Origin of the sequence: Streptomyces sp. R28 (assembly GCF_041052385.1) — a bacterium.
GTDB lineage: Bacteria > Actinomycetota > Actinomycetes > Streptomycetales > Streptomycetaceae > Streptomyces.
On record NZ_CP163439.1, the window covers coordinates 666156 to 682454 of the forward strand.

The window sequence follows — 16299 nt, forward strand, 5'->3', positions numbered from 1 at the left end:
GGGGCGCACCCCCGGGCCGTACGTAATTGCGGATTCAGGTAAACACGGCCCGAAGAGGGGTCACATAAGTACTCCTTTAAGAGGCTAAAAGCAGGGATACGGGCCCAAATCAAGCCGTCCGTGGGCGATGAGCCGAGCGTCGGGCCGCTGGTCGTCGCTGCGCCTGGAGGATCGTCCGCCCGTCCTCGCCCTTGGTGGCGCCGCCTTCCGACGGGCCCAGTGTGGCGCGCCCGTCCCCGTCCCGAGCAGAGGGTTTTCGGCCCGGGCTCCGCCGAGCGGTGTCCGGTGCGTCTTGTGAGGCCCCGTTGCCACCTGCACGATCGGCTCGCTCGCACAGAAGTCCGCTCCCGGAGCAGTTCACTCAAGGAGGCCCCCTGTGACGACCGACCGCATCAGCCTCAGCCCCGAGGCCGCTCGGCAACTCGCGACCACCACGAAGACGACACCGCAGATGCGCGGCATCACCCCGCGCTATCTCCTGCGCGCCCTTCCCTGGGTCGACGTCGAGTCGGGTGTGTACCGCGTCAACCGGCGCCGCACCTACGTCCTGGGCGACGACCGCATCAGCACGCACACCGACGAGGGGAGTCCGCGCGTCATCCCGGGCGACTTACGTGAGATCCCGTACCTGCGCGAGTCCGAAGACGCTCTCCTCGCTCAACTGGCCGACGCCTTCACGGAGACGAGCTTCGAGGCCGGGCAAGTGCTCGTTCAGGAAGGCGACACCGCCGAGGACCTGTGGGTGATCGTCCGGGGCCGCGCCGAGAAGCGAGCCGCCGGCCGGTACGGCGACGAGGCGCTGATCCAAGTCATCGGCGACGGGCAGTATTTCGACCTGGCGGCGTGGACCAAGGGCGAGCCCATGCCGTACGCCGTCAAGGCCGTCACCCCCGGTGTCGCCCTGCGCGCCGCGCGTTCCGCCCTCGCCGGGCTCATGGAGCACGACGGGGCGCTGCGCGGGGCGGTGGAGTCGTACGCGGCGGGCGGCATGCCGGCCCCCGGCACCGAGGCGCCCATCGACCTGAGCGGCGGTCACGTGGGTGAGGTCGATCTGCCGAGCACCTACGTCGACTACGAGGACGTGCCGCGCGAGTACCACATGACGCTCGCCCAGACCCGGATGATGGTGCACTCCCGTGTCGCCGACCTCTACAACGGGCCGATGGACCAGACGCGGACCCAGGCCAACCTGACCGTCCAGGCCCTGCGTGAGCGGCAGGAGAGCCTGATGCTCAACCACCCCGACTTCGGTCTCTTCCACAGTGTCCCGGCCGGTCAGCGCGTGCAGGCGCGGACCGGCGCTCCCACCCCCGACGACCTGGACGAACTGCTCGCGAAGGTGTGGAAGCAGCCCGCCTACTTCATCGCGCACCCGCGGGCGATCGCCGCGTTCGGGCGTGAATGTACGCGGCGGGGGGTGCCGCCGGTGACGGACAGCCGGTTCGGCAGTCCGCTGCTGACCTGGCGGGGCGTGCCGCTGCTGCCGTCCGACAAGGTGCCCTGCCCGGGCGGCCCGGGCGAGGCCGCCGGTACCACCGAGATCCTGCTGGTACGGGTCGGCGAGGCCGAGCAGGGCGTGGTGGGACTGCGCCCCGCGGCCGTGCCGGACGAGGTCGAACCCGGCCTGTCCATGCGGAACATGGGCATGGACCGCAAGGGCATCACGTCCTACCTGATGACGGCCTACTTCAACACCGCCGTGCTGGTGGACGACGCCATCGCCGTACTCCAGAACGTCGAGGTGTCCAAGTACCATGACTACGCCTGACGTCACGGCGTGGCAGACGCCGACAGCCGGGGAACAGAGGGCTGCTGCCCAGCCGTACCCGATCCGACCGCGCGGTTTCACCGCCGAGTCGGTGCGGCCGGACTTCCCGGTCCTGCACCGGACCGTCAACGGCCATCCCCTCGTCTGGCTGGACAACGCGGCCACCACCCAGAAGCCGCGTCAGGTCATCGAGGCGCTCGCCGCCTACTACGGCGCCGCCAACTCCAACATCCACCGCGGGGCCCACACCATGGCGCGGGAGGCCACCGAGGCGTACGAGGCGGGGCGGGCGGCGGTCGCCGACTTCCTCGGCGCCCCGAGCCCGGACGGGGTCGTCTTCGTGCGCGGCACCACCGAGGCGGTCAACCTCGTCGCGCAGACCTGGGGGCGGGCCAACCTCGGGCCCGGGGACGACATCCTCGTGCCGGTCCTCGAGCACCACTCGGACATCGTGCCGTGGCAGATGATCGCCAAGGAGACCCGGGCCCGGCTCGTCCCGGTCCCGCTCACGCCGGACGGGGAGATCGACCAGGACGCGTACGCCGATCTGCTGTCCTCGCGCACCCAGCTCGTCGCGGTCAGCCACGCGTCGAACGTCCTGGGCACTGTGCCGCCCGTCAAGGAGATGGCGGCGCTCGCCCACCGCTACGGCGCCAAGGTCCTGGTGGACGGTGCCCAGGCCGTCGCTCACTTCCCCGTCGACGTACAGGACTTGAATGCGGACTTCTACGCGTTCTCCGGTCACAAGCTCTTCGCGCCGACCGGCATCGGCGCCCTGTACGCGAAGCCGGAACTCCTCGCCGGCATGGCGCCGTGGCAGGGCGGCGGGAACATGATCGAGTCCGTGGACTTCGGGAAGACCACGTTCGCGGCCGCCCCGCACAAGCTGGAGGCCGGTACCGGACACATCTCCGGAGTCATGGGACTGCTCGCCGCCGTGAACTGGCTGACGTCGCTCGACCGCGAGGCCGTCGCGGCCTACGAGGAAGGTCTCATGGCGTATGCGCTCCAGGCCCTTGCCACGGTGCCCGGGCTCGAGCTGATCGGTTCGGCGGCCGACCGGATCGCGGTGCTCACGTTCACACTCGCGGGACAGGACCCGGCCACCGTCGCCGGCTGGCTCGACCGCGACGGAATCGCCGTCCGCGCCGGTCACCACTGTGCCCAACCAGCCCTTGCACACTACGGGTTGGAGTCGGCGGCGCGCGCGTCCCTCGCGCTCTACAACACGTCCGATGAGGTGGACCGGCTCGTCGCTTCGTTGCGCAGACTGCAACAGAGCGCCTGACAAGGAAGTGGGGACTCAGCGGGGTCCGTGCGACCGGAAACGGCCGGGCGGGCCCCGCCTCCGCTGCCAGGATGCCGCCCGCGGCCGCAGCTTCGGCGGGTGGCCGCCCCGGGCAGGCGGGCGACGGTGCCGACGATTCAGCCAGCTGCCGATGAACCTGATCGGGCTCATATCGGTTTCTCCCCGGGTGAGTTGCGGCCGATGTCGTCGGGGCCCTTGGCGATCTCCTTGTCGCAGTCGCCGTGCACGCCACGGGTCGTGGTCGGTTCAGCGGGCGGCGGACTCGGCGGCGTCGCGCGGGGCGGGGGCCGGGGCGGGCGTGGTGTGCCGGTGGCGGCGGGTGAGGTGCCGGTCCAGCAGCGTGCTCGCGACAGCCGCCACGGCGAAGGCCGCGCCGACCCGGCCGATGCCCGCCAGGCCGGGGCCCGCGTCGATCACCAGGCCGGACACCCAGGGAGCGACCGCGATGCCGACGTTGAAGGCGGCGATGTTCAGCGCGCCGCCCAGGGTCCTGGTCTCGCCCAGAATGCCGAACACCCGGGCGTTCACCGCCGGGTTGGTCATGAAGCCGCCGGCGGCGAGGAGTGCGGCGAGCGGGATCACTACCGCGGGCATGTCCGCGGTCGGCGCGATGGCGGCAGCCACGACCGCTACCGTGCCCATGCCGGTCAGCAGGACGCCGAACGGGGCCCGGTCGGCGATGCGGCCGCCCACCGTGAGGCCGGCCAGCGCGCCCACCCCGTACAGGCCGAGCACCGCCGGCACGAGCCCTTCGGAGATGCCCGTGACGTCTTCCAGGAGAGCGCCCAGGTAGGAGAAGACCGCGATGGTGGCGGAGACGGTCAGCGCGGTGGTGGCGTAGGCGACCCACAGCCGGGGCACCGCCAAGGAGCGCAGTTCGGTACGCAGCCTCAACTGCGGTACCCCGGTCTCGCGTCCGCCGGGCCGGGTGAGAAGCACCGCGGTCGCGGACAGCGCGGACATCACGGCCACCGCCCAGAAGGCCGCCCGCCAGCCGGCGTACTGCGCCAGCAGCGTGCCGGCCGGAACGCCGAGGATCATGGACAGACTCAGCCCGGACACGACCACGGACATCGCCTTCCCGCGCAGGCCTGCGGGGACGAGGGAGACCGCGGCGACCGAGGCCAGCGCCCAGAAACCGGCGTACGCCATGCCCGTGACCACGCGCATGACCAGCAGGAGCCCGAAGTGCGGCACGAGCGCGGCGGCCGCGTGCCCGGCGACGAACACCACCTGGAAGCCGACCAGTGCGGCGCGCCGAGGCGACCTCAGGGTGGCCAGGGTCAGCAGCGGTGCGCCGACGACCATCCCGGCGGCGAACGCCGAGACCAGCAGCCCCGCCTCCGACAGGGAGACGTCCAGATCACCGGCGACGGAGGGCAGCAGCCCGGAGAGCATGAACTCCGAGGTGCCCTGGGCGAACGTGCCGAAGCCGAGGATATAGATGACCAAGGGCATGGTGGGGGTGCTCCAGAGGACATGGCCGGGCGAGTGGGTGCTGCTGGGAGCAGAGCCGGCCTGGCGAGACCAGGACCGCGCTGTTCCAGACTCGCGGCGCCGCAAGGCGGGTCAGCCCGCAAAAGTGGACCAGCTGAACCTGGGTCCAGCTGGGCCACCCTGGACCGGGTCGCCGCCCGGCCCGGAGCGAATACTTGGGGAATGGAGCAGAACGCAGAGCTGGGAGACTTTCTTCGCACCCGCCGGGCCCGTCTGAGCCCGGACGACGCGGGCGTGGCCCCGGGCGGCGGTGTCCGCCGGGTACCGGGCCTGCGCCGCGAGGAGGTCGCCCGGCTGGCCGGGGTGAGCACGGACTACTACACCCGCCTCGAACAGGGCCGCCACCCCAACGTCTCCGAGGCCGTCCTGGACGCCGTTGCGCGTGCCCTGCGTCTGGACGACGACGAACGCAGCCACCTCTTCGACCTCGCCCGGCCCCATGCCACCGGCCCCCGACGCCGCCGGGCGGAACGCGTGCAGCGCGTGCGCCCCGAGGTCCATCAGATGCTGGACATCCTCAACGGCGTCTCACCGGCCTTCGTCGCCAACCACCGTCAGGACGTGCTGGCCGCCAACCAGCTGGCCCGCGCCCTGATCACGGACTGGGACGCCCTGCCGTATCGCGAGCGCAACTTCGCGCGCTTCATCCTCCTCGATCCCACCGCCCGGGAGCTGTACCGGAACTGGGACGAGGTCGCGGAGATCGTCGTGGCCGATCTGCGCCTGGAGGCCGGGCGCCACCCCGACGACGCCCTGCTCAACGAACTCATCGGCGAGGCCGTCGTCAAGGTGCCCGAGTTCAGCGCCTGGTGGGACAGCCACCGAGTGGCCCAGTGCGTCCACGGAACGCAGCACTTCCACCACCCCGTGGTGGGCGAGTTCACCCTCCACCACGAGACCCTGGCCTTCCCCGCCGACCCGGGCCAGACCGTGTGCGTGTACACCGCCGAACCCGGCTCCGCCTCCGCCCAGGCCCTCGCCCTCCTCGCCAGCTGGAGCGCCCCCGACGCCACCCGGGAAGACGCCGAATCCCGCTCCCCTCGGCCAGGCAGCACGCTACGCCCGGAATGACCGACGCTCGGCCTGCGGTCGGCACACGTACAGCAGCCCGTCCGGGAGGTCCCTTCCAGGCGCTGCCGCAGGCGGACTTGGATTTCTGCTAGGGCACCGACATCACCCGCAGCCCCTGCTCCGCCCAACTCGTCATGCGCCGCTTGCAGCTCCTCCTCGGCGAGGGGGGCTCTCTAATCCGGTGTTCGAATTACTGCGTGCCCCATACAGTGCAGCCCATATGACACTCCTACATGCTCATGACTATGGGGGCGATGGCCCGCAACTCGTTCTCCTGCACGGTTTCGGACGGTCGCTCGCCGACTGGGATGCCTCGGCCGACCTGCTCACCGCCGGGCACCGCGTCCTCGCCGTCGACCTTCCCGGACACGGCCGCTCTCCCGATACCTCCCCCTGGACCATCCCCGGCGTGGTCCGGCACATCGCGGACACACTCGACGCGCATGGCGTGCCGGAGGCCGTGGTGGTGGGCCATTCCCTCGGCGGACTGATCGCGGTCGAGTACGCCCGAGCCAACCCTGACCGTGCCCGTGCGCGTGCCGCCGTGAATCTCGACGGCTTCTGGTGGGGACGCGACTATCCCGACGCCGAACGGGTGAGTGAGGCGCTGATGACGTCGGCCGGGGCCATCGCGTCACCCGAGTACATCGAGGAGCGGGTCGCCAACTCGGTCCGCTCCGGGATTCCCGCCGACCGTGCGGAGGCCATTACCCGTGCGGCCGCACGCCCGTTGCCCGACGGCAAGTGGCAGACGCTGCCGGAGCGGGCCGCGGCGCTGGAGATCCTCGACGAACTCCACAGGCTCGGCGCGCTCGGTGTCACCGAGTGGCTGGACGGGATCGACAGCCCGCTGCTGCTGGTACAGGCCGGCCGACGGATGTCGCCTGCGCCTGGCATGGAGTGGTTCGACGATTTCATTGCCCGGTTCGCACGAGGGGTCTCCGACCAGCTGGCCGGGCTCGCCCGCACCCGGCCGACGGTCAGCGTCAACCAGATCGACGCTACCCACGCCATGACCGTGGAGACTCCACAAGCGGTGGCGACGCTGCTCGCCGGGTACGTGCGAGGACTGTCCGACTGAAGAATCCGGCACCGCTGACGAACCCCGCTTTCGCGCATCTGTGAACTCGCCGTGCGGGGACGGGGTTCGGGGTTCGCGGGCCTTGGCGCGGCCGAGTCTCCGAGCTGCCCAACTTCGCGGTTGTGCCGCGTCGTTGGGTGGTCGAGCGGGTCGTTTGCCCGGCTGGGGCACCGGCGCCGTATGTCGAAGGTCTGCGAGTATCTCTGCGACTCGCAGACCTTCGGCCAGGGCACTGGTGCGGGTTCCGCCAAGTGCGCCGCCTATTCGGGTGCCTGTTTGTACGTCAGCGCATCTCGCCTGCGGGCCGGCGGCATACCTCTGGCGAACACACCTACCGAAGGAGACGCTCGTGCGTGCACCTACCCTGCTGGCCGCCACCGTTCTCGCCGGGACCGTTCTGCTCGGAGGCGCGGGCCAGGCCCTTGCCTACGACAGCGACGACATGAGCAACCTGGGAGCTGGTTTCGGCAGCAGCTCTCCCGCCGGATCCGGTTTCGACCAAGACGCATCCGGCTCCGACCAGGGCACACCCGGCTCCGACCAGGGCACACCCGGCTCCGGCCAGGACGCGCCCGGCTCCGGCCAGGACGCGCCTGCTTTCGACCAGGACATGTCCGACTTCGACGAGGACTAGTCCGGCTTCGACCGGAGCATCGGCCACTGACCGCTGGGCCGCTGTTTCATTCCCCGCCCCGCACCGTGATGCTCTCGATGCGGGGCGGGGGGCTTTCCCCTGCGCTGGGACACCGGGGCTGGGAGCCGGTGCCAGGCTGAGCCCATGCCACCGAAGCTTGCCTCCGAAGCCTGCCACCAAAAGGGGCATAACAGAACATCCTGATGCCCGTCTCATCGTTGACCAGGCATGAAGATCATCGCTGCCGCCGCACTTGCCGGTGCCGCTCTCCTCACGGCCGCCCTCCCCGCCTCAGCGGACGACGGGCCCATCGACTTCGGCATCTTCCAGGGTGTCAACGACACCACAGGTTCAGGATCCACGGACTCGAGCCCGGCCTGGGGGCAGGAAAACAGCGGGTCGAGCGGAACCGTCCCGAGGTCGGCCCTGGCCATGCTGGTGGACAACCTGGCGACGCCCAACCAACAGTGACCAGCCCTCAGAGTCGAGCCTTCCGCCAAGGTGGCCGCCGCCTCATGTGAGGATGTGGCGATGGCGTGGCTGAGGAAACCCGGGAAGCGGACGGTCGGACTTGTGGCCGCGGCGAGTGCGGCGCTGGCGTTGACCGCCTGCAGCCCGGGCGGCTCCGACGACGGGGAGTCCGGGGGCCGCGAGGCGAAGTACAAGCGCGTCATCGACGACCCTCACCCGCGCTCCGCCGACGTCATCGAGGCGGCAGGCGCACCCGCCGGTGTGGTCCGCGCGGACGACGGCTCGTTGCTCCTGACGTACGAAGCCGGCAACGTCGAGGACGACGAGGGGTCGGCCGCCTCCGCCTGGCGCATCGTGGGCCCCGACGGCCGTACGGTCGCCGAGCACGCGGAACACACGGACGCGGAGGCGACGCGGGCCACGTTCACGGGGGTGCGCGGGGGCTTCGTGCAGGTGCCGCCGGGAGAGGGGGCCGAGGGAGCGTACGCCCTCGACGTACGCGGCAAGCGGCACAAGGTCACCAACGCCGAGACCCCGTTGGGCACCCGCCCTGGCGACATCCTGCTCACCCAACCGGAGCCGACCCTCATCTACCGTCCCGCCACGCGCACCGTGGCATCCCCGGCCGGTCTGCCGGCCGATGCCATCGGCCTCGCTGTCGACGAGCGAGGTACGGCCTGGAGCCTGACCCAGCCCCTGACCGAAGACCCCGACCGCGTCGTCCGGCAGCGCGACGGGCGCACCCTCGGCTCCACGACCGTCCCGAGGCCGTACGCAGGAGGCATCCTCGCCGCGCGGGGCGGCACCGTGGCCTTGTCCCTCACCCGGGGCGAGGCCGTGCGCGGCTTGTTGGTGACGACGGACGACGGCGGACACTGGCAGACGGTCCTCGGCGGCGGCATCCCCTTCAAGGACCTGAAGCGCGGCCCGGAGTCGCTGGTCCTGGAGCTGCTTGCGGACGAGCGGCTGCTCGTCGGCGAGGAAGGCGGCCGCTACTGGCTCGCCGACGACCCCACCAACAGCGCCTTCCACGAGCTGAAGACGCCCGCGACATTCACGTCGTTCGCCGTCGACGGCACGACGCTCTACGGCATCGCGGACGCGACGACGGCGACGTACGACCTGGTGAAGGGGGAAGGGCTGTGGATCTCTGGCGACGACGGCCACGAGTGGCGGCGCTATGAGCAGCGCGGACAGCGACGGAACGGGTGACTGCGGGACCTGCGGGACCTGCGGACTGATCAAGCCCCGATCGGGCCGACTGAATTCTCACCGAATCCGGAAAGTGATCCGCAGCGGCCGCACGCCCGGCCGTCCGGTGGTGTGCAGCACCGCCTCGCCCGGTCCTGCGGCGCGGATGTCCCAGGCGCTGAAGCCCGGGTCGGTCTCGTAGTCGACCGGTACAAGGACGATCGCCGTGCCGTCGACGGTGGGGGTGGTCTCTCGCCAACGGCCGGAGAGACGCAGCTGAGTGGTGCCGCCGACGGAGAGGGTGACGGTGCGGCCGGTGTCGTCCTGGGTGAGGACGGCCGGGGCGGGCGGCGCAGGGGTGGTGGTTGTCGCCGCGTGGGTGGGGGTGGGAGCGGGAGTGACTGTGGCGGTGTGGGTGGGTGGGGTCGGGCGGTGCGGTGGGGGGCTGTCGGTGCACGCGGCCCGCCGCCACCCCGAGGAGCAGGGTGGCGGCGGCGCGCGGCAGGAGCGTCATCCGTGTCATACGAGCGGGATGTTGATGCAGGTGAGGATGGCCGCCTGGGCCTTGATCTGCTGCGTGGTGGCGTTCGGGTCGAGGCGTACCTTCTCGGCGTTCTGGACGGCCTCCAGGAAGGGGGTGTCCGCCTTCAGGTCGCTGTCGGTGTCGACGAGTTCGTTCGGCTCGAAGGCTCCGTTCGCGAAGTTCAGCCAGGCGGCGAGCAGTTGGCGGTCGAGGGAACGCTTCGGGTCCAGGAGCAGGTTGAGGAAGAGGACGTCCGCGGCCTTGTCCTGGGTGGACACGTCGACCTTCTCGGAGAACACCGCGCTCGCGTGCTGGACGATCTTCAGATAGCAGTCCAGTGTCTTCTTGCCGAGCCCGGTGAGGTCGCCGGTGAGGTATTTGACGTACCAGACGTCGGCGAGCAGCGACAGCGGGGCATTGCCCTGCACGATGACGGGCATCGCCTCGGTCCCCGTACCCCCGTCGTCGTCGCGTGCCGTGAAGGACAGGTCGTACAGGCAGGGCTTGGCGTACGTGTGGGCCTGGGCGTCCGTCAGGTCGCGCGGCTGGACGCTGGGGCTGCGGGCGGGATCGGGGTCGGGCGGGTTGACGAGCGAGGTGGTCGTGGTGGCGGGTGTCCCGTCGCCCCACGCCCAGCTCATGGTCTCGTCGTCGCTGCCGGGGTCGGTGACCCGGGCGGTGTACCTCTTCTCCTCGCCCGCGTGGACGACGAGTGTCCGCCCGCCCGCGAGCTGCACGGCGCCGGTCTTCTCGATGGCGACCGTCGGGTTGACGTTGGCGACGGTGATCTCGGCCTCGCGACAGATGGTGGTGTCGTCGTCGCTGCCGCAGACCTTCACGGTGAAGGCGCCGTTGTCGCCGAAGACGAGCTCGCGGCTGAAGGTGAGGGTGGCGTCGGGACGGTTGTTCTCCAGCTGTCCCGGCAGGGAGACGGGTTTGCCGTCGCCGGGGTCGATGGTGGCGGTGAGCGGGTCGAGCCAACCCGGGTCGGTGACGGTGCCGGAGACGGTGAGCTTGCCGCCCTCCTCACGCGGGCCCTGGACGGTGAAGGTCACCGTGGGGGCCACGTTGGTGACGGTCACGGTCGCCGTGTCGGTGTCGGCCCCGGCGGCGTTGCCGACGCGCAGGCCGACGGTGTACGTGCCGTCCTGGCCGACTCGGTCGAAGAGCGGGCTGACGCCGGTCGCGTCGTCATAGGCGCCGTCGCCGTCGAAGTCCCAGCTGTAGCTGCCGCCGCCACCGGGGACGGTGGAGCCGCTCGCGTCGAGCCGTACGTCGGCGCCCTCCTTGGTGGAGTACGGCCCGCCCGCGTCGGCGGTGGGCCGGCAGGTGGCGGGGTAGTCGGTCGCCGGATTGGCCTGGCTCTGGCTGGGTGAGGTGGCGCTGGCGCCCATGCCGCGGCGGGCGAACACGCCCCACAGCAGGCACTGGTTGGCGCCGCCGTGGTTGGCCCGGTCGGCGGCCAGGATGCCGTCGCGGGCGTCCAGGAAGTCGGGCGAGGACGGCGTCAGCTTCATGCCGTCGACCATCAGCTGCTCGTGCCGCTGCTTTCCGGTGGCGTAGCCGTAGGCGCCGACGAGCGCGGTGCGCATGTCCCACATGACGGTGGCCCAGATCTCGCCGTCGTCGTGCACCTCGCAGCTGCCGCCGTCGCAGAGGTCGCCGTAGGTGAGGTCGCTGTCGTTGTACGCGACGCGGCGTACGCCGGTGGGCTCGCCGTTGTTGTACTCGCCGTACACCGGGTCGTTCCACAGCGAGGTGGCCACCGCGTCGCTCCAGCCCTCGCCGAGCGCGCCGGTCTGCTCGCCGTCGCCCATGTCGCCGCCGCCGACGAGCCGGTTGGACAGGCCGTGGCTGTACTCATGGGCGACGGTGTCGCCGTTCATGGCCCGGTGTGTGTCGTGGTTGCCGCAGGAGGCGCGTCCGACGAAGAGCCGCATGGTCCCGTTCTGACCGTCGGCGGGGGTGCTGAAGTTGGCGTTGCAGGCGGAGTCCCCGTTGGCGTCGAAGTCGACGTAGACGTCGACGCGGTCGCCGCCCGAGCCGCCGCCCCCGAGGTTGTCCTCCTGGAAGTTGCCCGACGCCTCGTCGAAGCCGAGCCCGTAGAGGTGGTCGTGCATGCGGTTGGTGTAGTAGAAGGCCTGGGTGACGACCGCGTCCCGGTCGGTGGTGAGGTCGGTGCCGCCGCTGGTGCGGAAGGCGTCCGTGAACGTGTAGTTGAAATGCTGGTACGCCGGGTCTCCGCCCGCCGGGGTCTGGGGCTGGTGGCCGAGCGTCTCGTCGCCGTCGAGGTCCTGGGAGACCTCGGCGTTGTTGCCGGTGGTGACCCGGCCGCCGACCCAGGAACGGCCGAGACCGCTGAAGGGGACGGTCGTCGCGCTGCCGAGGGTGGGGTTCTGGACGGTGAAGACCCGGCCCTCGGGGCCCTCGTTGCTGGTGCGGTCGGTGCGCAGGAGGACGGTGCCGTTCCCGGCGTCGACGACGGTGTCGTACAGGTGGTGGTTGTCGGCGGTGAGCGTGGTCCGCCAGGCCGGGCGGGCGGTGCCGTCGGCGAGCGGGAAGGTGACCCGCGTCGCGGTGGCGGTGCCGGGCGGGGTGTCGGTGCCGACGGAGGCTGCGGCCCGGTCCAGCGCGGCGCCCTTGTCGAGGGTGACCGTCCCGGTGGCGCGGGCGTCCGGGACGAGGCTGCCGGTGACGGTGAGGATACGGCCGGCCTTGTCGACGGCGACCGAGAGGCGGGCGCCGTGGACGGGGACGCCCCGGTCGCCCTGGCCGATGAAGACATGCCGTACGCCGTTGTGCTCCGTACGGTACGACTTGACGACCTCGAGGGCGTCCAACTCGGCGGCGGAGAGACCGTAGAGGGCCGCGTGGTCGCGTATGTGGTCCAGCGCGAGGGTGCGCGGGTCGGCATTGCTGGTGGCGGTGAGGGCGTTGCGGCCCTGCGGGGTGAGCCGCTTCGGCGTACCGAACCGGCTCCAGCGGACGGCCGTGCCGTCGAGTTCCTGAGCGGCGTGCAACTGCCCGGCCGTGGGCGCGACGCGCTTGTCACCGCGTACGTCGATGTTCGGGTACGGCAGATCCGGCTGTTCCTTGGCCGGTCGCTGCTGCGTCCCGGGATGTTCGCCGGCGTTGGCCGCCGACGACGGTGTGACCGTGACCGCCGGGAGTGCGAGCAGGACCGCTCCGATGAGCAGTGAGCGTGCCCGCTTCGATAAGCGTCTGGGTGGCAGCATTCCCTCTCCCCCGTACGTTGGCTTCCTGACTGCGAACCGAGGACACGGTACGTGCGCATGACAAGTCAGGGATAGAGCGCGTGCAGGCTCGGAGTCATCGCTGTTGGCAGGAGTTGACGGGCGTCGGGGGCGCCGGGTTCGAGCACGACGGCGACCATCACCTCGGGGTGTGGGCCGGTGGGCCATGGACGGTGCCGAGGCCAGGGGGACGCCGGTGGTCCTCGCCGAGCGAGACCCGGCCCGCCGACCGGCCGGAACTTCTACTCCGTCACCCCAAGGCCGTCATCACTCCCCCCTCCAGCTCTAGAGGGAGTCGAGGCCGAGCTCGTGGTTCTTGATCGCCTCGCGGACGGCGCTCACGAAACCGTTCCAGAAGTGGTCGGCGTAGGGGCTGTCGGTGCTCGGCACGCCGGCCGTCGTCCTGCGCTTGGCCGCGCCGGAGAAGTCACCGAACATCGCCTTGCGCAGCACGGTGGACAGCTCCAGCTGGGCGCCGGCACCGGTGCGGGTCCGATTGACGATGTTGGCCGGGTCGTCGCCGTTGATGGGGTCGGTGGCGCCCGCCAGGACCACGGTCACGTCCCGGTCGACGACGGTCGTGGGGGAGGTCAGACCGTACTTCGTGAAGGCCGCCAGCAGGTTGCGCTGGAGCCGCTCGTCCCGGCCGCCGATGACGATCTTCTTCGCGGCGGTGTCGTCGAAGCCGTGAAGGGCGGCGGCGTACAGGTTGCCGGCACAGACGGCGAGGGCGGCCGGGTCGTCGCAGTGGGTGGAGGTGACGTGCTGCGCGGCGGAGTTGGCCAGGGCCTCGAACATCCAGTAGTCCCGCTGCGGCTCCCCCGGCACCGCCGCGCTCGCCGGGTCGGTGTTGACGTCGAAGGGCGTGTAACCGGCGATGGCCATGCACAGCTCGCTGGTACCCGCCTCGATCCCACCGCCGTGCGGCGCGATCACCGCCGTGCTGCTGATGGCGCTGCTCGTGTGCGGGCGTTGTCCGTGACCTGCACCGGCGCGCCGATGCGGAAGCGGCGCATCCAGTCGGTGCCCTCCTTGGCCGCGGTACGGGTGTACAGCTCGGTGTTGGACCCGTACTGGTCGGCTGCCGCGGCCGGCGTGGCGCCGCTGCCCATCACGACATTGAGGATGGGCAGGCCGGCGGCGACGGAAGCGAGGACGGTGCGTCTGTTGGGGTTGTTCACGGGGCGATACTGCATCATGGCCCGGCGTCCCCGTGCGGCGTGCCCATCTGAGCATGACAACCTGGCCACCGCACCGTCGACCTGGCGGCGCGCTCCGCCGAACCCCCCTCGGCGAAAAGGCCACTTGCCGGGTGCCCGGTGTGTGATCCCGTCCCTGCACCGGGCCCCGTCGAGGTCTTAGTGCTGGTGCTCAGTACACCTGCACGCCGAAGGCGTTGAGGGCCTCGGTGACCGGCTGGTAGAAGGTCGTGCCGGGCGTGGTGGTGCAGTTGCCGCTGCCGCCGGAGGTGAGGCCCAGCGCCTGGGTGCCGGCGTAGAGGGGGCCGCCGCTGTCGCCCGGCTCGGCGCAGATGTTGGTGCGGATCATGCCGGTCACCACGCCGTCCGGATAGCGCACACTCCAGTTGACGCCGGTGACCCGTCCGCAGTGGGTACCGGTGGTGGAGCCGCGGCGGCAGGCGGCCTGACCGGGCTGGGCGCCGCCGGCGCCGGTGATGTCCTGGTTGCCGACCGTGCCGGGCGGGACGGGCTGGCCGGCGTCGTAGGCCACGAGGCCGTAGTCGTTGCCCGGGTAGCTGGAGCCGACGGTGGTGCCGATGTGCGTGACGAGCCGGTCCGAGTAGTAGTCGGTGGTTCCGTTGGTGCAGTGGCCGGCGGTGACGAAGTAGTGCCTTCCGGCGCCGTCCTGGGTGTTGAAGCCCAGCGAGCAGCGGAACGTGCCGACGGCGGAGCTGCTGTAGACGGCGTCCCCTCCGGAGAGGTACCTGGTGAGCTTGCCCGGCAGGCGCTCGACGCGCAGCGCGCCGACGTCGGTGCCCACGCCCCGCTTGATGGCGTCGATCGCGGCGGCGGACACGGTGCTGTCGGCGGCGAGCAGCACCCTGCCGGTCGTGACGTCCACGCTCCAGGCGGTGCCGACCACACCGGCGCCCGCGACCGCCTTCTCGACCGCGGAGAGTTGCGCGGTGCTGTACGTGGCGTTCGGACCGGGGTCGACGGGGCCCGCGTGGGCCGCGGTCCCGGCCAGGGCCGTCGCCGCCAGGGCGGTCAATCCGGACGCGAGGGCGACCATGCGGGTACGTCGTCTCGCGCCGCGGGGCGCCGGGCGTGTGATCCTCATACGGGCCTCCAGGAAGGGTCGGGCCGCACGCCACGGGACGGGAAACGGCCGCTCGGTGATCCCTTCCGGACGCTAACCGCGCCCCCGAGGCCCCAGCGACCTGGGCACCGCGTACGGGTGACGGCCCGACAGGTCGCCGCGTGCGAGTCAGCGGGTTCCCTGGGGCCGGTCGTGTGGCGCGGGCCCACGGTGGACGCGTCAGCGCAGCTCAGCACCGGTGTCTGCGACGCTTTCCGGTGCAACAGGCGCCATCGCTGAATCGGGCCGGCACGGCGGTGACGGTCAGCTCCCCACCGTCCGGGCGCCTGAGGCTGTGGGTGTCCCAGGCGGCCAGGCCCTCCGCCGGGGAGCCGAGACGCTTGGCGCCGCCGGTCGTGGTGAGCAGCAGCGGGGCGGTCGAGGTGAAGGCGCGGCCGCGGTCGTCGAAGTTGTCGGCGTGGTTGTCGTGGCTGACCAGGACCAGGTCGACGTCGGTGAGCCGGCCCTCGGTGACAGCGGGGCCTTCGGCCTTGGTCAGGTGGCCGTACGACCGCGGGGTGTCGAAGGTCGGGTCGGAGACGATGCGCAGCCCGCCGAGGTCGAGGAGGGTCGTGGGGCCGCCGACCACCATGGCCGAGCCGTCATGACGGGGAAGACGGGGTGGGGGCGATCCCATGGTGCCGGGCTCCTAGGTCTGGGCAGGAGGAGGGAGGCGGTGGCGGGGCGCCGGGTGGTCCGGCCGCTCCGAGCCCCTCCGCCCTCGACCGTAGGAAGAGCGGGGCGGTCAGCGGAAATGCCGTTCCGGTTGAGGCTATGCCTCACCTGCATGGACGCAGGTCGCGGCCGCGGCCAGGGCCGCTTCGAGGAAGCGGCGCAGCAGCGCGGACCCCGTGCCCGTCTCGGGGCGATAGGCGAGGCGGACCGGGCTGGGCGGCGCGCCCGTCACCGGCAGGAAACGCGGCGCGGGATGCTGGATGCGGCGCTCGGCGACCTCGGGGACGATGCCGATGCCGCGCCCCGCGGCCACCGATTCGAGCCACTCGTCGAAGTTCGCCGTCTCCACGTACCGTCGCGGTCCGCCCCCGTCCGGCCAGCACCAGGGACCGGTCGTGCCGCTGACCGCGTTGACGACCAGCGTCCACTCGTGGGCGTCCTGCCAGCGCAGAGCCTCTGCGAGAGGGTGGAGGGAGGGTTCCGGATCGTCGCCCGGTGTTCTTCGC

The 16299-nt window shown here is 71.3% G+C and carries 13 protein-coding genes and 1 pseudogene; 7 read left to right on the forward strand and 7 right to left on the reverse strand.

The annotated features are described in order from the left end of the window. Positions 1-376 precede the first annotated feature (376 nt). Both AB5J49_RS02835 and AB5J49_RS02840 read left to right on the forward strand, forming a co-directional pair. On the forward strand, positions 377-1768 hold the full coding sequence (locus tag AB5J49_RS02835) for a family 2B encapsulin nanocompartment shell protein (protein ID WP_369166879.1): 1392 nt from the start codon (positions 377-379) through the stop codon (positions 1766-1768). Next, on the forward strand, positions 1755-3056 hold the full coding sequence (locus AB5J49_RS02840; RefSeq protein ID WP_369166880.1) for a SufS family cysteine desulfurase: 1302 nt from the start codon (positions 1755-1757) through the stop codon (positions 3054-3056). Before AB5J49_RS02835 ends, AB5J49_RS02840 begins: the two co-directional genes overlap by 14 nt. Positions 3057-3323: 267 nt before the next feature. Here AB5J49_RS02840 and AB5J49_RS02845 read toward each other — a convergent pair whose 3' ends face one another. Continuing rightward, positions 3324-4535 carry a Cmx/CmrA family chloramphenicol efflux MFS transporter gene (locus AB5J49_RS02845; protein ID WP_369166881.1) on the reverse strand — a complete coding sequence of 404 codons (1212 nt, stop codon included), beginning with the start codon at positions 4533-4535 and terminating at the stop codon, positions 3324-3326. Positions 4536-4736: 201 nt separating this feature from the next. Here AB5J49_RS02845 and AB5J49_RS02850 point away from each other — a divergent pair, with 201 nt between their 5' ends. From AB5J49_RS02850 to AB5J49_RS02870, 5 genes are all read left to right on the forward strand, one after another. Next, positions 4737-5645, forward strand: coding sequence for a helix-turn-helix transcriptional regulator (locus AB5J49_RS02850; protein ID WP_369166882.1), 909 nt, complete (start codon positions 4737-4739; stop codon positions 5643-5645). Positions 5646-5865: 220 nt separating this feature from the next. Then, positions 5866-6726 (forward strand): alpha/beta fold hydrolase, encoded by an 861-nt coding sequence (locus AB5J49_RS02855; RefSeq protein ID WP_369166883.1) that lies wholly within the window; start codon positions 5866-5868, stop codon positions 6724-6726. 349 nt (positions 6727-7075) lie between these two features. After that, complete coding sequence (locus AB5J49_RS02860) at positions 7076-7360, forward strand: hypothetical protein (protein WP_369166884.1); 285 nt, start codon at positions 7076-7078, stop codon at positions 7358-7360. Between the two features lie 228 nt (positions 7361-7588). Further along, positions 7589-7831 (forward strand): hypothetical protein, encoded by a 243-nt coding sequence (locus AB5J49_RS02865; RefSeq protein ID WP_369166885.1) that lies wholly within the window; start codon positions 7589-7591, stop codon positions 7829-7831. 60 nt (positions 7832-7891) lie between these two features. Further along, positions 7892-9043 carry a hypothetical protein gene (locus tag AB5J49_RS02870; RefSeq protein WP_369166886.1) on the forward strand — a complete coding sequence of 384 codons (1152 nt, stop codon included), beginning with the start codon at positions 7892-7894 and terminating at the stop codon, positions 9041-9043. 498 nt (positions 9044-9541) lie between these two features. On the opposite strand, the gene AB5J49_RS02875 is transcribed toward AB5J49_RS02870, so the two are convergent. The 6 genes and pseudogenes from AB5J49_RS02875 to AB5J49_RS02900 all read right to left on the reverse strand — a co-directional run. Beyond that, positions 9542-12781, reverse strand: coding sequence for a M36 family metallopeptidase (locus AB5J49_RS02875; protein WP_369166887.1), 3240 nt, complete (start codon positions 12779-12781; stop codon positions 9542-9544). Between the two features lie 303 nt (positions 12782-13084). Continuing rightward, entirely contained in the window at positions 13085-13735 is a 651-nt protein-coding gene (locus tag AB5J49_RS02880; protein ID WP_369166888.1) for a poly-gamma-glutamate hydrolase family protein, read from the reverse strand. Next, positions 13732-13980, reverse strand: coding sequence for a hypothetical protein (locus AB5J49_RS02885; protein WP_369166889.1), 249 nt, complete (start codon positions 13978-13980; stop codon positions 13732-13734). The genes AB5J49_RS02880 and AB5J49_RS02885 overlap by 4 nt, the downstream gene beginning before the upstream one ends. Before the next feature lie 190 nt (positions 13981-14170). Next, positions 14171-15100, reverse strand: a complete 930-nt coding sequence (locus tag AB5J49_RS02890) for a S1 family peptidase (RefSeq protein ID WP_369166890.1) — start codon at positions 15098-15100, stop codon at positions 14171-14173. Between the two features lie 208 nt (positions 15101-15308). Beyond that, the gene (locus AB5J49_RS02895) at positions 15309-15755 is read right to left on the reverse strand and encodes an MBL fold metallo-hydrolase (RefSeq protein WP_369166891.1); all 447 of its coding nucleotides are present in this window, start codon (positions 15753-15755) and stop codon (positions 15309-15311) included. Positions 15756-15890: 135 nt separating this feature from the next. Next, positions 15891-16250: pseudogene (locus AB5J49_RS02900) on the reverse strand (LysR substrate-binding domain-containing protein); the annotation flags it as partial. Positions 16251-16299: the final 49 nt, after the last annotated feature.